13 protein-coding genes are annotated in these 16411 nt (G+C 66.0%); 6 read left to right on the plus strand and 7 right to left on the minus strand.

What is annotated here, in order from left to right; genetic code table 11:
- Positions 1-2: 2 nt before the first annotated feature.
- The 4 genes from NJD74_RS15125 to NJD74_RS15140 form a co-directional block, all read right to left on the minus strand.
- Positions 3-1298 carry a carbohydrate porin gene (locus NJD74_RS15125; RefSeq protein ID WP_319624498.1) on the minus strand — a complete coding sequence of 432 codons (1296 nt, stop codon included), beginning with the start codon at positions 1296-1298 and terminating at the stop codon, positions 3-5.
- A 76-nt stretch (positions 1299-1374) separates the two neighbouring features.
- Entirely contained in the window at positions 1375-2688 is a 1314-nt protein-coding gene (gene dctA, locus NJD74_RS15130; RefSeq protein ID WP_102788445.1) for a C4-dicarboxylate transporter DctA, read from the minus strand.
- A gap of 42 nt (positions 2689-2730) precedes the next feature.
- Positions 2731-3786, minus strand: coding sequence for a 4-oxalomesaconate tautomerase (locus tag NJD74_RS15135; protein ID WP_319624499.1), 1056 nt, complete (start codon positions 3784-3786; stop codon positions 2731-2733).
- Positions 3779-4450 carry a 4-carboxy-4-hydroxy-2-oxoadipate aldolase/oxaloacetate decarboxylase gene (locus NJD74_RS15140; protein ID WP_319624500.1) on the minus strand — a complete coding sequence of 224 codons (672 nt, stop codon included), beginning with the start codon at positions 4448-4450 and terminating at the stop codon, positions 3779-3781. The genes NJD74_RS15135 and NJD74_RS15140 overlap by 8 nt, the downstream gene beginning before the upstream one ends.
- Positions 4451-4551: 101 nt before the next feature.
- On the opposite strand from NJD74_RS15140, the gene NJD74_RS15145 reads away from it, so the two are divergent.
- Complete coding sequence (locus NJD74_RS15145) at positions 4552-5805, plus strand: LysR family transcriptional regulator (RefSeq protein WP_019182934.1); 1254 nt, start codon at positions 4552-4554, stop codon at positions 5803-5805.
- Positions 5806-5909: 104 nt separating this feature from the next.
- Here the strand turns inward: NJD74_RS15145 and acnB are convergent, their stop codons facing one another.
- The 3 genes from acnB to NJD74_RS15160 are packed head-to-tail and all read right to left on the minus strand — an operon-like array spanning position 5910 to position 9175.
- Positions 5910-8495 (minus strand): bifunctional aconitate hydratase 2/2-methylisocitrate dehydratase, encoded by a 2586-nt coding sequence (gene acnB / locus NJD74_RS15150; protein ID WP_019182935.1) that lies wholly within the window; start codon positions 8493-8495, stop codon positions 5910-5912.
- Between the two features lie 49 nt (positions 8496-8544).
- Positions 8545-8943, minus strand: coding sequence for a type II toxin-antitoxin system VapC family toxin (locus NJD74_RS15155; RefSeq protein ID WP_019182936.1), 399 nt, complete (start codon positions 8941-8943; stop codon positions 8545-8547).
- A gap of 7 nt (positions 8944-8950) precedes the next feature.
- Positions 8951-9175, minus strand: coding sequence for an AbrB/MazE/SpoVT family DNA-binding domain-containing protein (locus tag NJD74_RS15160; RefSeq protein WP_019182937.1), 225 nt, complete (start codon positions 9173-9175; stop codon positions 8951-8953).
- Between the two features lie 285 nt (positions 9176-9460).
- Between NJD74_RS15160 and acnA the strand changes: the two genes are divergently transcribed.
- From acnA to NJD74_RS15185, 5 genes are all read left to right on the plus strand, one after another.
- Positions 9461-12217, plus strand: coding sequence for an aconitate hydratase AcnA (gene acnA / locus NJD74_RS15165; protein ID WP_319624501.1), 2757 nt, complete (start codon positions 9461-9463; stop codon positions 12215-12217).
- Between the two features lie 236 nt (positions 12218-12453).
- Positions 12454-12825 carry a type II toxin-antitoxin system prevent-host-death family antitoxin gene (locus NJD74_RS15170; protein ID WP_070427301.1) on the plus strand — a complete coding sequence of 124 codons (372 nt, stop codon included), beginning with the start codon at positions 12454-12456 and terminating at the stop codon, positions 12823-12825.
- The gene (locus NJD74_RS15175) at positions 12825-13493 is read left to right on the plus strand and encodes an AAA family ATPase (RefSeq protein ID WP_319624502.1); all 669 of its coding nucleotides are present in this window, start codon (positions 12825-12827) and stop codon (positions 13491-13493) included. The genes NJD74_RS15170 and NJD74_RS15175 overlap by 1 nt, the downstream gene beginning before the upstream one ends.
- Positions 13494-13692: 199 nt before the next feature.
- Positions 13693-15369 (plus strand): long-chain fatty acid--CoA ligase, encoded by a 1677-nt coding sequence (locus NJD74_RS15180; RefSeq protein WP_319624503.1) that lies wholly within the window; start codon positions 13693-13695, stop codon positions 15367-15369.
- A gap of 158 nt (positions 15370-15527) precedes the next feature.
- On the plus strand, positions 15528-16397 hold the full coding sequence (locus NJD74_RS15185; RefSeq protein ID WP_319624504.1) for a crotonase/enoyl-CoA hydratase family protein: 870 nt from the start codon (positions 15528-15530) through the stop codon (positions 16395-16397).
- Positions 16398-16411: the final 14 nt, after the last annotated feature.

A 16411-nucleotide genomic window follows, 5' to 3' on the forward strand; every position in this document is an offset into this window, starting at 1 on the left:
AATCACCAGCCGAACAGCTGGGCGAAGTGGATGTCCACGCGCAGCCCGACGATCAGCGCATCGGGGATGTCGGTGGTGCGGGTCGGCGCGTAGATGGGGTCGGGGTTGATGACGTACTGCAGGTTGGGCATCACGCGGATCCCCTTGTGCACGGCCCAGCCATAGCTGAGTTCGGCGATGATTTCGTCCGCATGAGGAGCCCCGCTACCGCCGTTTCGGGTGCGCCGGTCGCGCAGGAAGTCGATCTGTTCATCGCTGAAATGGGTGTTGGAGACGAACATCGCCAGCGTGTCCTGCTCGCGGCCGGCGAAGGTACCGGTCTTGACGAAGCCGGCCGAGAAGAAGGTATCGATCGGTGCTTCGTTGCCCGTGTTCACGTATGCCCGTGCGAACAGTGCGAGGTTGCGCTTGCCTTCGCCACGCCAGACGGTCTGGTCGGCCATCGCATACCCGCCCGCCCGCGCACCGTCCTGCGCGGCGGTCGGTCTGCCGGTCAGCGCCGCGGAGTTGCCGTCGGCGTCGTAGTAGGAGCTCTTGCCCCCATCGCTGTTGCGGTACATGCCCAGCCGGTAGGTCCGTGGCAGGCGGTCATTGGCGAAGCTGGTCTGGTAACCCACTTCATAGGCGGTGATGGTGCCGGTGCCCTCGCCCACCGAAAAGTCCAGGCCGTTCTTGCCAGCCTTGTTCAACTCGTTGTTGTAGTCGAACGCGCCAGCCTGCGCATACCAGCGATCGTTCACGTCGTAGCGCACGATCCCGGCCCAGGACGCGTTCGGGTAGGCGGTGATGCCCAGGTCGGTGATCGCCCCATACGGGGTCAGGCACATCGCGTTGCTCATGAACACGCAGTTGAGCGCGGAGCTGTTGAAGTAGCTGTTCACCGGGGCGCGCCCGACGATGATGCTCAGGCCGTTGTCGAAGCGGTGGCGCAGGGTCAGGCGGGTCAGGCGCCCGCCGGCCACCGGCCGCCAGGTCTGCTGGGCACTGATCGAATTGCCGATCTTCTCGCGTGCCAGGTTGCGGCCGGCGAACCAGGCCCACTGCGCGTCGACCTCGGTGTTGTGGATACCCCACAGCGTGTCCAGATCCAGCTTGGACTGGGCCATCACCCAGTACGAGCCTTCGGTGCCCTGCTCGACACCGCCGACCGGATTGGAGGCGACGTTGCCGACCAGGTCCAGCGTGAGATCGACGCCATCAGGCAGACCGCCCTGGGTTGCAGAGGACGCGGCGAACGCCGGCGCCGCCAGGCTGGCAGCCACCAGCAGGGAAAGAGTGTTGCGGGAGAAACGGGACACAAGCGCCTCCTGTGCGCGGCCGGAGCCGCGCAACGGATGGATGTCGGGAGGCCGCGGCAGCGCCGCGGCGGGAGGATCAGACCGTGGCGGCGGTCAGCACGCGGCGGCGCAGGCGGCGGGTGCCGATCTGCTCGGCCAGCACCTTCTCATCCAGCTTGCCTTCCCACTTGGCGATGACCAGCACCGCGATCGCATTGCCGATCAGGTTCACGAAGGTCAGCCCCTCGGCCAGGATCCGGTGGATGCCCAGGATCAACGCGATGCTCGCCACCGGAATGGTGCCGGTCGTGCCCAGCGTCGCCGCGAGCACCACGAATGCCGCACCGGCCACGCCAGCCGCCCCTTTGGAGGTCAGCAGCAGCACCGCGATCAGGCCCAGCTGGTGCCACACGGTCAGTTCGGTGTTGGTCGCCTGGGCCAGGAACAGCGCCACGGTGGTCAGGTACAGGCAGGTGCCATCCAGGTTGAACGAGTAACCGGCGGGGATCACGAAACCGACCACGCCTTCCTCGCAGCCCAGCTTCTTCATCTTCTCGATCAGGCGCGGCAGCACCGTTTCGGTGGAGGTGGTCGCCGCGACGATCACGATCTCATCGCGCAGATAGCCCAGCAGCCGCCACAGGCTGGCGCCGGTCCACCAGCACACGCTGCCCAGCACCAGCACGGTGAACAGCCCGCAGACCACGAAGAACTCGATGATCAGCTCGCCCAGCGACAGCAGCGAGCCCGCGCCGAACTGGCCGACGGTGAAGGCGATCGCACCAAACGCACCGATCGGGGCGAAGTACATGATGTAGCCGATGATCTTGAACAGCGCGCCCGAGGTCGACTCGATCACCTTCATCACCGGCGCGCCGCGCTCGCCGATCGAGGCCAGCGCCACGCCGAACAGCACCGCCACGAACAGCACCTGCAGTACATGCGCTTCGGTGAAGGCGCTGACCAGCGTATTGGGGATGATCGCCATGACGTAGGACACGATCGACTGGTCGTGCGCACTGTGCACGTAGCCCTGGATGCTGGCCATGTCGATCGTGGCCGGGTCGATGTTCATGCCGGCGCCGGGCTTCCAGACATCGACCACGACCAGGCCCACGATCAGCGCCAGGATGGTGATGACTTCGAAGTAGATCAGCGACTTCAAGGCCAGGCGGCCCACGCTGCGCATGTCGCGCATGCCGGCGATGCCATGCACCACCGTGACGAAGATGATCGGACCGATCATCATCCGGATCAGCTTGATGAAGGCGTCGCCGAAGGGTTTCATCGCCGAGCCGATGTCTGGCTGCAGCCACCCCAACAACACACCGATCAGCGTACCGGCCAGCACCTGGAACCAGAGCTGGCCAACAATGCCGAAGCGGCTCGGCCGCTTCTCTACAACGGTCATATCAACCCTCCCAGGTCACAAGAATAAGGACGTCGTACGTATTCAGTCGAACAGCACGCCGTCGAAGAGCTTCCGCGCAGTGCGCAGTACGGCGGCGCGGGACACCTGCCCGGCCGTATCCAGATCAAGCACGGCCGCGGTGCTGCCGCTGGGATGTTCGATCTCCAGCGTCTGGTGTAGGCCGCCGGGCAGCACCGCCAGGGGGTGCGCGGGTGAGTCCGGCAGCAGGCAGGCGGTGGCGACCGTCACTGCCCCGAGCACGCCGATGGAGGCGTGGCAGCGGTGCGGAATGAAGGAACGGACGCTGATCACCCCGCCCGCGCGCGGCGCGGCCACCAGCATGATCTTGGGCACCGACTGGGCACGGACATCGCCGAGCCGCATCAGCGGGCCGGCCTGCAGGCGGATGGCCTCCAGCCGTGCCTTGAGCGCCTCGTCCGCATCCAGCGTGGCGCGGTCCTCATGCCCGCTGATCCCGAGATCGCCGGCACGCAGCACCACGCACGGCATGCCGTTGTCGATCAGCGTCACCTGCACGCCGTCGATGACATCCACGGCCTGGCCGGTCGGCAGCAGGGCACCACAGCTGGAGCCGGCAACATCGGCGAACGCCAGCGGCACCGGCGCTGCGCTGCCAGGGACACCATCGATGCGCGCCTCACCGTCGTAGGCCACCTTGCCCTGCGGCGTCTGTACGCTGGCCACGGCGAGCGTACCGGTGTTGCACATGAAGATGCGCACCTCGGTCTGATCCGTGGTGGCGGCAACCAGCCCGCGCTCGATCGCGAACGGGCCGACAGCGGCCAGCATGTTGCCGCAGTTCTGCGCATCGCTCACCACGGCCTGGTCCACGAAGACCTGCAGGAACAGGTACTCCACGTCGGCATCGGCGCGACTGGAAGGCGCCACGACGGCGACCTTGGAGGTCAACGGATCGCCGCCGCCCATGCCATCGATCTGGCGCGGATCGGGCGAACCGAACGCACGCAGCAGGAAGGCATCACGCGCGGCCGGCGCGGCGGGCAGCTCCGAAGCGAGGAAGAACCCGCCCTTGGAGGTGCCACCGCGCATCCACATCGCGCGCACGCCCTTACTCATAGCGCAGGCCCTTGGCCGCCAGGCGCTCACGCATCTGGTAGAGGTCCAGGCCGAGCTCGCCGTTGGCCAGGCGTTCGCGCTTGTCGGCCTCGCGCGCCTCGCGCGCCCGCGCGTCGGCGGCTACCCGGTCTGCATCGGCACGCGGCACGATGCAGACGCCGTCATCGTCTGCGATCACCACGTCGCCCGGCTGCACCAGCGCCCCGCCGCAGACCACCGGCACATTCACCGAACCCAGCGTTTCCTTGACCGTACCCTGTGCGTGGACCGCGCGGCTCCAGACCGGAAAGCCCATCGCGGTGAGGTCACGCACGTCGCGCACGCCGGCATCGATCACCAGCCCGCGGCAGCCGCGCACCTGGGCCGAGGTCGCCAGCAGATCGCCGAAGTAGCCGTCAGTGCAATCACTGGTGGGCGCGACCACCAGTACATCGCCCTCGCGTAGCTGTTCGATCGCCACGTGCATCATCCAGTTGTCGCCCGGCGGCACCGATACAGTGACCGCGCTGCCGGCGATGCGGACGCCGCTGTAGATCGGGCGCAGCCGTGGATGCAGCAGGCCGCTGCGGCCCTGCGCTTCGTGCGCGGTGGCGACACCGGCCTCTGCCAGCACCTGGATCGCCGCCGGAGCAGCGCGTTCGATAGAAGAAACTACCCGGGACATCCATCCATCCTTCGTTGACGATGACGCAGTCTGTCGTTGCCCGGCCTGCCCCCTCAAGATCGTTTTTCGAAAAAGCCATTGGGTTTGGTTATAGTTGATGCATGAGCAGCCCTCTGGATCTGAACCTCAAGCATCTGCACGCCCTTGCCGCCGTCTACCACCACGGCGGCATCAGCGCCGCCGCTCCGCACGTGAACCTGTCCCAGCCGGCCCTGACCCAGGCCATCGCGCGGCTGGAGAAACAGTTGGATGCGCCGCTGTTCGACCGGCAGCCCGGTGGCATGTCGCCCACCGAGGCGGCCGACCTGCTGGTCCCCCGCATCGAACGCGCGCTGGACTACATCACGCACGGTGTCCGCGTGGCCCGTCGCGCGCAGCGGCTGCCGGCGATGCCGGCTGTCGAACGCCGCGTCACCCTGGGCCAGCTGCGCGCTCTGGCGGCGGTGGATACTGCCGGCAGCTTCACCCTGGCTGCCAGTCGCGCGGGCGTGTCGCAGCCCGCGATCTACCGTGCGGTGCACGAGCTGTCCGAGGTGATCGAAACACCGCTGACCGTGCGCCGAGGCAAGACCGTGCAACCGACGCCGGCGGCGACGCGCATGCTGCGCCTGGTCCGGCTGGCCCTGTCCGAACTCGGCGCCGGCATCGATGAACTCGCCTCGCTGCGCTCGCAGCAGGGCGGCCGGGTTTCGCTGGGGGTCATGCCGCTCGCGCGGGCGATCCTGCTGCCCCAGGTACTGGCACGCTTCGCGCGGGCCTATCCGGGCGCCACCGTGAACGTGATCGAAGGCCCCTACGCCGAACTGCTGGGCGATCTGCGCGAGGGCAGCCTGGACCTGTTGATCGGCGCGATGCGCGACAGGCTGCCGGTGCGCGACATCGCCCAGGAAGGGCTGTTCGACGACGACCCGGTCATTGTCGCGCGCAGCGGTCATCCCCTGGCCGCGACCAAGGGCTTCGGCTTTGCCCGGCTGCTGGACTACCCGTGGGTGATCGCCGCGACCGGCGCACCGGTGCGGGCGCGCTGGGAACACATGTTCCGGCAGCACGGCCACGAACCGCCGCGGCTGCGCATCGAGTGTGGTTCGGTGCTGATCACGCGCGGCCTGCTGCTCGAAGATGATTGGCTCACCTTGATGTCGCGCGATCAGTTCGTGTTCGAACGCCGCGCCGGCCTGCTCTGCGAGGTAGGCCGGGCCGGCGATGACCTGCGCCGCCGCATCGGCCTCACCACCCGCGCCGATTGGCACCCCACCCGACTGCAGCAGGCGTTCGTGGAAACCTTCCGCCAAGTCTGCGCCGAGCGCAACGAGGTGACCGACGACGCCTGGCCGTTCCGGTTTCCGGCGACCTGATCGTGCACATGAAAAAACACCCGGCTCGCGCCGGGTGTTTTCGTGTTTCATCCATCGGCCAGTGACCGATGGGTTACCGAAGCCGGGCAGCGCCCGGCATCGGATCAGGCAGCAACCGTACCGGCCACGTCCTGATAGTCCTCGATCTGGTCGAAGTTCATGTAGCGGTAGATGTCCTTGCTGCTGGCATCCAGCACGCCGATGTCGGCCATGTACTCTTCCTTGGTCGGGATGCGACCCAGGCGCGAGCAGATCGCGGCCAGCTCGGCCGAACCCAGGTACACGTTGGAGTTGCGGCCCAGGCGGTTCGGGAAGTTGCGGGTCGAGGTGGAGAACACCGTCGCGCCCTCACGCACCTGCGCCTGGTTGCCCATGCACAGCGAGCAGCCCGGCATTTCCATGCGGGCACCGGCGGTGCCGAAGGTGCCGTAATGCCCTTCCTTGGTCAGCTCCGAAGCATCCATCTTGGTCGGCGGGGCGACCCACAGCTTGGTCGGGATGTCGCGCTTGCCTTCCAGCAGCTTGGCCGCCGCACGGAAGTGACCGATGTTGGTCATGCACGACCCGATGAACACCTCGTCGATCGCCGCACCGGCGACGTCGGACAGCGTCTTGACGTCGTCCGGATCGTTCGGGCAGGCCACGATCGGCTCGTGGATGTCGGCCAGGTCGATCTCGATGACGGCGGCGTACTCGGCGTCGGCATCCGGCTCCAGCAGCTCCGGGTTGGCCAGCCAGGCTTCCATCTTCTCGATGCGGCGCGCCAGCGAACGGGCGTCCTGGTAACCCTCGGCAATCATCCACTTCAGCAGCGTGATGTTGCTGGTGAGGTACTCGATGATCGGCTCCTTGTTCAGGTGCACCGAGCAACCGGCCGCCGAACGCTCGGCCGAGGCATCGGAGAGTTCGAACGCCTGCTCGACCTTCAGATCCGGCAGACCCTCGATTTCCAGGATGCGACCGGAGAAGATGTTCTTCTTGCCGGCCTTGGCCACGGTCAGCAGGCCGGACTTGATCGCGTACAGCGGGATCGCGTTGACCAGGTCACGCAGGGTCACGCCCGGCTGCATCGTGCCCTTGAAGCGGACCAGCACCGATTCGGGCATGTCCAGCGGCATCACGCCGGTGGCGGCCGCGAAGGCGACCAGGCCCGAGCCGGCCGGGAACGAAATGCCCACCGGGAAACGGGTGTGCGAGTCGCCGCCGGTGCCGACGGTGTCGGGCAGCAGCATGCGGTTGAGCCAGCTGTGGATCACGCCATCGCCCGGACGCAGCGAGATGCCGCCACGGGTGGAGATGAACTCCGGCAGAGTGTGGTGGGTCTTGACGTCCACCGGCTTCGGGTACGCGGCGGTGTGGCAGAACGACTGCATCACCAGGTCGGCCGAGAAGCCCAGGCAGGCCAGGTCCTTCAGCTCGTCGCGGGTCATCGGGCCGGTGGTGTCCTGCGAGCCCACCGAGGTCATCTTCGGTTCGCAGTAGGTGCCCGGGCGCATGCCCTGGCCTTCCGGCAGGCCACAGGCGCGGCCAACCATCTTCTGCGCCAGCGAGAAGCCCTTGCCGGTATCCGGCGGGTCCATCGGCAGGCGGAACAGATCGGTCGGCGCCAGGCCCAACGCTTCGCGCGCCTTGGCGGTCAGGCCACGGCCGATGATCAGCGGAATGCGGCCACCGGCGCGCACTTCGTCGAACAGCACGTCGGACTTGACCTTGAACTCGGCGATGACGGCGCCGTCCTTCAGGGCCTTGCCGTCGTACGGGCGCAGCTCGATCACATCGCCCATGTTCATCTGCGACACGTCGAGTTCGATCGGCAGCGCGCCGGCGTCTTCCATCGTGTTGTAGAAGATCGGGGCGATCTTCGAGCCCAGGCACACGCCGCCGAAGCGCTTGTTCGGAATGAACGGAATATCTTCGCCGGTGAACCACAGCACCGAGTTGGTGGCCGACTTGCGGCTCGAACCGGTACCGACCACGTCGCCCACGTAGGCGACCAGGTGGCCCTTGTCCTTCAGCGATTCGATGAACTTGACCGGGCCGCGCTTGCCGTCTTCTTCCGGTTCGATGCCATCGCGCTTGTTCTTGAGCATCGCCAGGGCGTGCAGCGGGATGTCCGGGCGGGTGGTGGCGTCCGGCGCCGGCGACAGGTCATCGGTGTTGGTTTCGCCGGTCACCTTGAGCACGGTGATGGTCAGGCTCTCGGGCACCTGCGGGCGGCTGGTGAACCACTCCGCATCGGCCCAGCTCTGCAGCACGCCCTGGGCGTTCGCGTTGCCGGCCTTGGCCTTTTCCTGCACATCGTGGAAGGCATCGAACACCAGCAGGGTGTTCTTCAGCGCATCGGCGGCGATCGCGCCGACGGTGGCGTCGTCCAGCAGCTGCACCAGCGGGGCGACGTTGTAACCACCGAGCATGGTGCCCAGCAGTTCGGTGGCGCGCTCGCGCGTGATCAGCGGATTGACTTCGCTGCCCAGCGCGATCGCGGCCAGGTACGAGGCTTTGACCTTGGCGGCGTCATCCACGCCGGCCGGCACGCGGTGGGTCAGCAGTTCCAGCAGGAACTCGGCTTCGCCCGCCGGCGGGTTCTTCAGCAGCTCGATGACGTCGGCCGTCTGCTGGGCGCTCAGCGGCAGCGGCGGGATGCCAAGCGCGGCGCGCTCGGCTACGTGGTGGCGGTAGGCTTCCAACATGACAACTCCCGGGTGATTCTTTGAAAGAATGCGGTTTAAAAGTATGGGCTCAGGCGTGCGGCACGATCAGCTTCAGGCCCTTGAAGTAGTCGCGGTAAAACGTGTCGTTCCAGGTGATCAGGCCATCGCACTGCAGGAGTGCATGCGACCCGACCATGAATTCGTCCAGCCCGCGTGGCTTGGCGCCCCGCTGCCGGTGCCGGCGGTGCATCTCACCGGCGCGCAATGCGGATTTGGCCTCCAGCGGACTGAAGTGGACGCCCATTTCCTCCAGCGCCTCCTGCACTTCGGCGCCGCCGCGCAGCGACGCGCAGATCTCGGCGAGGGTCACCCCGCAGATCACCACGCGCCCGCCGACCAGGCTCTGGCGCAGGCCCGCTTCGACCGCGTCGGCCTGCGGGCCATTGCTGAGCAGCTCGATCAGCACCGGTGAATCGACGGCGATCATCACGCGCTCATTCCTCGTCGCGGACCGCGCGCACAGCCGCTTCGGCCGAATCGAAACCATCCAGCGCGAACTTGCCGCGGGCACGGGAGATCGCATCGTCCACGCTCTTGCGCAGGATGATGCGGCTGCCCTCGAGCTCCACCTTCAGCTGGGTGCCCTTGGTCAGGCCAAGCGCATCACGGACCGCCTTGGGCAAGGTGATCTGCCCGCGTTCTGCAACGGTAGCTTCCATCGGTACGCCCTCCAAAGTATGCACAGATTATACATACTTCCGGGGGCATACTTCCACTGGAGTACTGATCTGGCCGCCAAGACCCTTGGCACAGAAAGGATCTGTCTCATCCGTGACATGAGGGATACATATCTCCATGTAGCCTGAGACCAACTGCCGCAGGTGGTCACTGCCCTGAATCGTTCATACTCAGGACGATCGCGGGCCCCACCGGTCAGCGGCGAACGCAAGCAGGTCTGCCTCGGGCGGGCCAACGCAAGCCATCCGCAAGAGGAGTCATCTGCAATGAGCGATTCGTTCTCCACCCGCAGCCAGCTGGACGTCGGCGGCACCACCTACGACTACTTCAGCCTGCCCAAGCTCGGACAGACGTTCGACATCTCCCACCTGCCCTACTCGATGAAGATCCTGCTAGAGAACCTGCTCCGGCACGAGGATGGCGGCGTGACCGTCGGCAAGGACCACATCCAGGCCGTCGCCCAGTGGAATCCCAAGGCCGAACCGGACATCGAGATCGCGTTCATGCCCGCGCGCGTGGTCCTGCAGGATTTCACCGGTGTGCCCTGCGTGGTCGATCTGGCCGCGATGCGTGATGCCGTGGTCAAGCTCGGCGGACGCCCGGAGCAGATCAACCCGCAGATCCCCTCCGAGCTGGTGATCGATCACTCGGTGCAGGTCGATGTGTTCGGTACACCCGATGCGCTGGACCTCAACGGCAAGATCGAATTCCAGCGCAACCAGGAACGCTACGGCTTCCTGCGCTGGGGCCAGAAGGCCTTCGACAATTTTAAGGTGGTGCCGCCCAACACCGGCATCGTCCACCAGGTGAACCTGGAAAACCTGGCCCGCGTGGTGATGACCGCGCAGAAGGATGGCAAGGCCGTTGCGTATCCAGACACCGTGTTCGGCACCGACAGCCACACCACCATGATCAATGGCATCGGCGTGCTCGGCTGGGGCGTGGGCGGCATCGAAGCGGAAGCGGCGATGCTGGGCCAGCCGTCGTCGATGCTGATCCCGCAGGTGGTCGGCTTCAAGCTGACCGGCCGCATGCCCGAAGGCGCCACCGCCACCGATCTGGTGCTGACCGTCACCCAGATGCTGCGCAAGCACGGCGTGGTCGGCAAGTTCGTGGAGTTCTTCGGCGAAGGCCTGCAGCACCTGCCACTGGCCGACCGTGCCACGATCGGCAACATGGCCCCGGAGTACGGCGCCACCTGCGGCATCTTCCCGATCGATGAAGAATCACTGACCTACCTGCGCCTGTCCGGCCGCAGCGAGGAGCAGATCGCGCTGGTGGAAGCCTATGCCAAGGCCCAGGGCCTGTGGCATGACGCCAACACCGCGCACGCCAGCTACAGCGCCACGCTGGAACTGGACATGGGCCAGGTCAAGCCGTCGCTGGCCGGCCCGAAGCGCCCGCAGGACCGCGTGCTGCTGGAAGACGTCAAGCAGAACTACCGCGAGAACCTCGTCGGCCTGACCACCAACCGCGACAAGCGCAACGATGATGTCGCCACGTTCGTCAACGAAGGTGGCGGCGCGGCGGTCGGCAACGAACAGCTGGCCAAGGGTTACAGCGATGTCGAACTGGATGGCCAGAAATTCCGCCTGAAGGATGGCGCGGTGGTCATCGCCGCGATCACCTCGTGCACCAACACCTCCAACCCGGCGGTGATGATCGGTGCCGGCCTGCTCGCCCGCAACGCGGCGGCCAAGGGCCTGGACCGCAAGCCGTGGGTCAAGACCTCGCTCGGCCCAGGCTCGCGCGTGGTCACCGATTACCTGGAAAAAGCCGGTGTGCTGACCGAGCTGGAGAAGGTCGGCTTCTACGTGGTCGGCTACGGCTGTACCACCTGCATCGGCAACTCCGGCCCCCTGCCGACCGAAGTCAGTGCCGGCATCGCCGCCGGTGACCTGGTGGTGGCCTCGGTGCTGTCGGGCAACCGCAACTTCGAAGGCCGCGTGCACCCGGAAGTCAAAATGAACTACCTGGCCAGCCCGCCGCTGGTCGTTGCCTATGCCATCGCCGGCACCACCGACATCGACCTGACCACCGAGCCGCTGGGCACGGGCAGCGATGGGCAGCCGGTGTACCTGCGCGATATCTGGCCGAGCAACAAGGAAATCGGCGATGTGATTGCCGCGACCATCGGGCCGGAGATGTTCAAGAAGAACTATGCCGACGTGTTCAAGGGCGACACCCGCTGGAACACCATCAAGTCGCCCGATGGCGATCTGTATGAGTGGGACGGCAGCTCGACCTACATCAAGAACCCGCCCTACTTCGAGGGCATGACCATGGACGTCGGCCACATCGAAGATGTGCATGGCGCCCGCGTGATGGGCCTGTTCGGCGATTCGATCACCACCGATCACATCTCCCCGGCCGGCAACATCAAGAAGGATTCCCCGGCGGGCCGCTTCCTGCAGGAGCGCGGCGTGCAGCCGGCCGACTTCAACAGCTACGGCAGCCGCCGCGGCAACGATGACGTCATGGTGCGCGGCACCTTCGCCAACATCCGCATCAAGAACCTGATGTTCGGCGGCGAAGAAGGCGGCAACACCCTGTACTTCCCGAAGGATGGCGGCGAGCCGCAGAAGCTGGCGATCTACGATGCGGCGGTCAAGTACAAGGCCGAGGGCGTTCCGCTGGTCGTCTTTGCCGGCAAGGAATACGGCACCGGCTCCTCGCGTGACTGGGCCGCCAAGGGCACCAACCTGCTGGGCGTCAAGGCGGTCATCGCCGAGAGCTTCGAGCGCATCCACCGCTCCAACCTGGTCGGCATGGGCGTGCTGCCGCTGCAGTTCAAGAACGGCGACAACGCGCAGAGCCTGGGCCTGGACGGTTCGGAAGTGATCGACATCACCGGCCTGGAGGATGGTGCCAGCAAGACGGCCACCCTCACCGCGACCAAGGCCGATGGCACGAAGAAGACCTTCGAGGCCCATGTGATGCTTCTGACCCCGAAGGAAGTGGAGTACTTCAAGCACGGCGGCCTGCTGCAGTACGTGCTGCGTCAGCTGGCCGGAAAGAAGTAAGCGCCTGGCACGGCGCCAATTACGCCCTCTCCGGTAGAGGGATCGCACGACAGCAAGGGGGCACACGCCCCCTTGCTGCTGTTTGGCGTTCCCGCCGCACCCTGCGCCGCAGGGCGGACGAGGGATAGCCGGCGCAGCCACCAGTCCTCATTTTCATAAATTTCATAAATCCCATATTTCTCACAATTCGTACGGATCGGGCTACACTGGGCGCCATCCGCCAGGGAGCCGCCGCCATGCTGCACGCGCTCAAGTTCGACCCGATCACCGAGCTGACCCGCACGACCGCCTCGACGGTGAAGGAGCACTGGCGCAAGGTGATGCAGGACGTCCGCGAACAGCAGGCCGTACTGGTCACCAATCACAACGAGCCGCAGGCCGTCATTCTGTCCGCCCAGCAGTACCAGGCCATGCAGGCCGAGGTCGTGTCGTTGCAGCGGGACCTCGCGTCCCTGCGCGAACAGGCCCCGGCCCTGCAGCAGCTCCGTCAGCGCTTCGATGATCGCCTTGCCGTGCTGGACAGCGCCGCGGCCGCCAACAAGGCGCGCGCGCTGCTGCGCAAGCCAGCACGCCTCAAGGGCAAGGTGGCCGCAGGCAGCGGTTACTGATGCCTGCACGGCCCTTCCTGTTCGTGCTGGCAGGGGTCCACGGCGCAGGCAAGAGCTCCATTGGGGGCCATCTGCTCCGCCAAGCGGGTCTGGACTGGTTCAATCCCGACGACTGGGCCCGCCAGCTGTGCCGCGAATTCGGCATGAATCAGCGCGAGGCCAATGGCCGGGCGTGGACGGAAGGCTTCAGCCGGCTGCGCTCTGCCATCGCCGAACGCCGCAACCACGCCTTCGAAACCACCCTGGGCGGGCAGTCAATCGCCGCGACCCTGGCCGAGGCCTGCGCCACGCATGACGTACTGGTCTGGTACTGCGGCCTGGCCACGCCCCAGCAGCACATCGCACGGGTGCGCGCACGCGTTGCGGCCGGTGGCCACCCGATCAGCGATGCGGACATCCACCGCCGCTACCCGTTGGCGCTGCAGAACCTGATCGCCCTGCTGCCAGCGCTGGCACAGCTGCAGGTGTACGACAACAGTGCAGAGGCCGGTGCTGCTGGCCAGCCGGTTGCCGATCCACAGCTTGTGCTGCAGATGGACGGTGGCCGTTTGACCTGGCCTGCGGCCGATGACGTCGCCCAACTGCGGCAGACACCCGACTGGGCCGTGCCGGTGCTGGAAGCTGCACTGCAGTGCCACGACACCTGCGCTGACGAGCCGCCGCGATGAGCAGGGATGGACGGATGAGCGAACACATGCGGCTGCAAACGTCATTTATCGCCGGGGCCACCCTGCCCCGCGGCCCCGCTGCCGCCGTTGTTCACGGGCCCTTCGCGTTTTCCATTCGGGACGGTATGCTGCCGAGGCATGAAACGACGGATACTCTCCGTCATCGCTTTACATCATCCACGTTTCCTGGAGGGGGAATATGAGTCTGGAACGACCCTGGCTGCAGAGCTATCCCAAAGGCGTACCCGCCGAGATCGACGTCAACGAGTTCCATTCAATCTCGGCCGTCTTCGACACTTCGGTGGCCAAGTTCCGCGATCGCCCCGCCTACTCCAGTTTCGGCAAGGTCCTGACCTACGGGGAAACGGACGCACTGGTCGAACAGTTCGCCGCCTATCTGCTGGGTGAGCTGCAGCTCAAGAAGGGCGACCGCGTTGCCCTGATGATGCCCAACTGCCTGCAGTACCCGATCGCCACGTTCGGCGTGCTGCGTGCCGGCCTGACCGTGGTCAACGTCAATCCGCTGTACACCGCCCGCGAGCTCAAGCACCAGCTGGTGGATTCCGGCGCGGCCGTGCTGGTGGTCGTGGACAACTTCTGCGACACCGTGCAGCAGGTCATTGCCGACACCCCGATCAAGCAGGTGGTGACCACCGGCCTGGGCGACATGCTCGGCGCCAAGGGCGTCGTGGTGAACTTCGTCCTGAAGTACATCAAGAAGATGGTGCCCAACTACAGCCTGCGCGGCGCGATCCGCTTCAACCAGGCGCTCAAGCTGGGCAGCCGCCACACCCTGCCCAAGGTCGAGATCGACCACGACGATGTCGCCTTCCTGCAGTACACCGGCGGCACCACCGGCGTGGCCAAGGGTGCGATGCTGACCAACCGCAACCTGGTCGCCAACATGCAGCAGGCCTCGGCCTGGATCTCCGCCTCGGGGATCGAGATGGGCAAGGAGGTGATCATCACCGCCCTGCCGCTGTACCACATCTTCGCGTTGACGGCGAACGGGCTGGTCTTCATGAAGTTCGGTGGCTGCAACTACCTGATCACCAACCCGCGCGACATGAAGGGCTTCGTCAAGGAGCTCAAGGCGACCCGCTTCACCGCGATCACCGGCGTCAACACGCTGTTCAACGGCCTGCTCAATACCCCGGGCTTCGACGAGGTCGATTTCTCCTCGCTGAAGGTCACCCTGGGCGGCGGCATGGCGGTGCAGCGCGCCGTCGCCGAGCGTTGGAAGAAGGTCACCGGCGTCACCCTGGTCGAGGCCTATGGCCTGACCGAGACCTCGCCGGCCGCCTGCATCAACCCGCTCGACCTGGCCGAGTACAACGGTGCGATCGGCCTGCCGATCCCGTCCACCGATGCCTGCGTCAAGGATGACACCGGCAAGACGCTGGCCGTCGGCGAAGTCGGCGAGCTGTGCATCAAGGGTCCGCAGGTCATGAAGGGCTACTGGCAGCGCCCGGAAGATACCGCGCAGGCGGTGGACGCCGAGGGCTGGCTGCACACCGGCGACATGGCACGGATGGATGAGCAGGGCTTCTTCTACATCGTGGACCGCAAGAAGGACATGATCCTGGTGTCCGGCTTCAACGTGTACCCCAATGAGGTCGAAGACGTCATCGCGATGATGCCCGGCGTGCTCGAAGTCGCGGCGGTGGGCGTGCCCGATGAGAAGTCCGGTGAGGTGGTCAAGGTGGTCATCGTCAAGAAGGACCCCAACCTCACCGCCGAGATGGTCAAGGAACATGCACGCGCGAACCTGACCGGCTACAAGCACCCGCGGATCGTGGAGTTCCGCAAGGAACTGCCCAAGACCAACGTCGGCAAGATCCTGCGCCGCGAACTGCGCGATACCCCTGCGCCGTAACGGTTCCCCAACGGCTGCATCTTCACAGGGCCCCTGCCGGCAACGGCGGGGGCCTTTTGCATTGCGTGAGATGCCGGGGGTGTAGGATCGCGGCGTGTGGACCCGTCAGGCCCGCCGCCCACCGTCCTCCCAGCGGGCCAGCCTCCGAGGAAATCGCCATGAGCACCATTGAAAAGCTGCCCGTCAACCACCGCTACGCCACCATCCGCACGGAAACCACCGGCAACGACGATGCCCATTGGCTGTTCATGCATGCCGATGCCGCCAGCGGCATCCGCCCGTGCTGCCGCAAGGACATGCTCGATGAAATGTGGAACTTCATGAGCGCGATCACCCGCAGCCCGGCCGAGCGCAACAGCGGCAAGCTGCGCCATTTCGTGCTCGCCTCCGATGCCAATGCCTACAACCTGGGCGGCGATCTGGACCTGTTCACCCGCCTGATCCGCGAGGGCAACCGCGACCGCCTGCTGACCTATGCGCAGCGTTGCGTGGAAGGCGTGCACCACCTGCACACCGGCTTCGGTGGCGACGTGCGCTCGATCGCGCTGATCCAGGGCGATGCCCTCGGCGGCGGCCTGGAGATGGCGCTGGCCTGCCACACCATCGTGGCCGAGGAAGGCTGCGGCATGGGCCTGCCGGAAGTGCTGTTCGGGCTGTTCCCGGGCATGGGCGCCTATTCCTTCCTGTGCAAGCGCGTGGCCCCCCAGCTGGCCGAGAAGATCATCCTCGACGGCCGCGTGTATTCCTCTGAAGAGATGCATGCCATGGGCGTGGTCGATGTGCTGGTGCCCAAGGGCCAGGGCGTCAAGGCCGTGGAAGATCTGATCCGCCAGCACCAGCGCATTCCGCATTCGTATCTGGCGATGAACACCGCGCGCAACCTGGCCCAGGCCGTGCGCTATGACGAACTGCTGGAAATCACCAAGGTCTGGGTGGACTCCGCCCTTGCGCTGGGCGACAAGTCGCTGCGCACCATGGACCGCCTGATCAAGGCCCAGACCCGCCGCGCCACTCTCGACGTCGCCTGAGCCATCCCCTCCCC

This window comes from Stenotrophomonas sp. RG-453, from assembly GCF_033843685.1.
Classification (GTDB): Bacteria; Pseudomonadota; Gammaproteobacteria; order Xanthomonadales; family Xanthomonadaceae; genus Stenotrophomonas; species Stenotrophomonas bentonitica_A.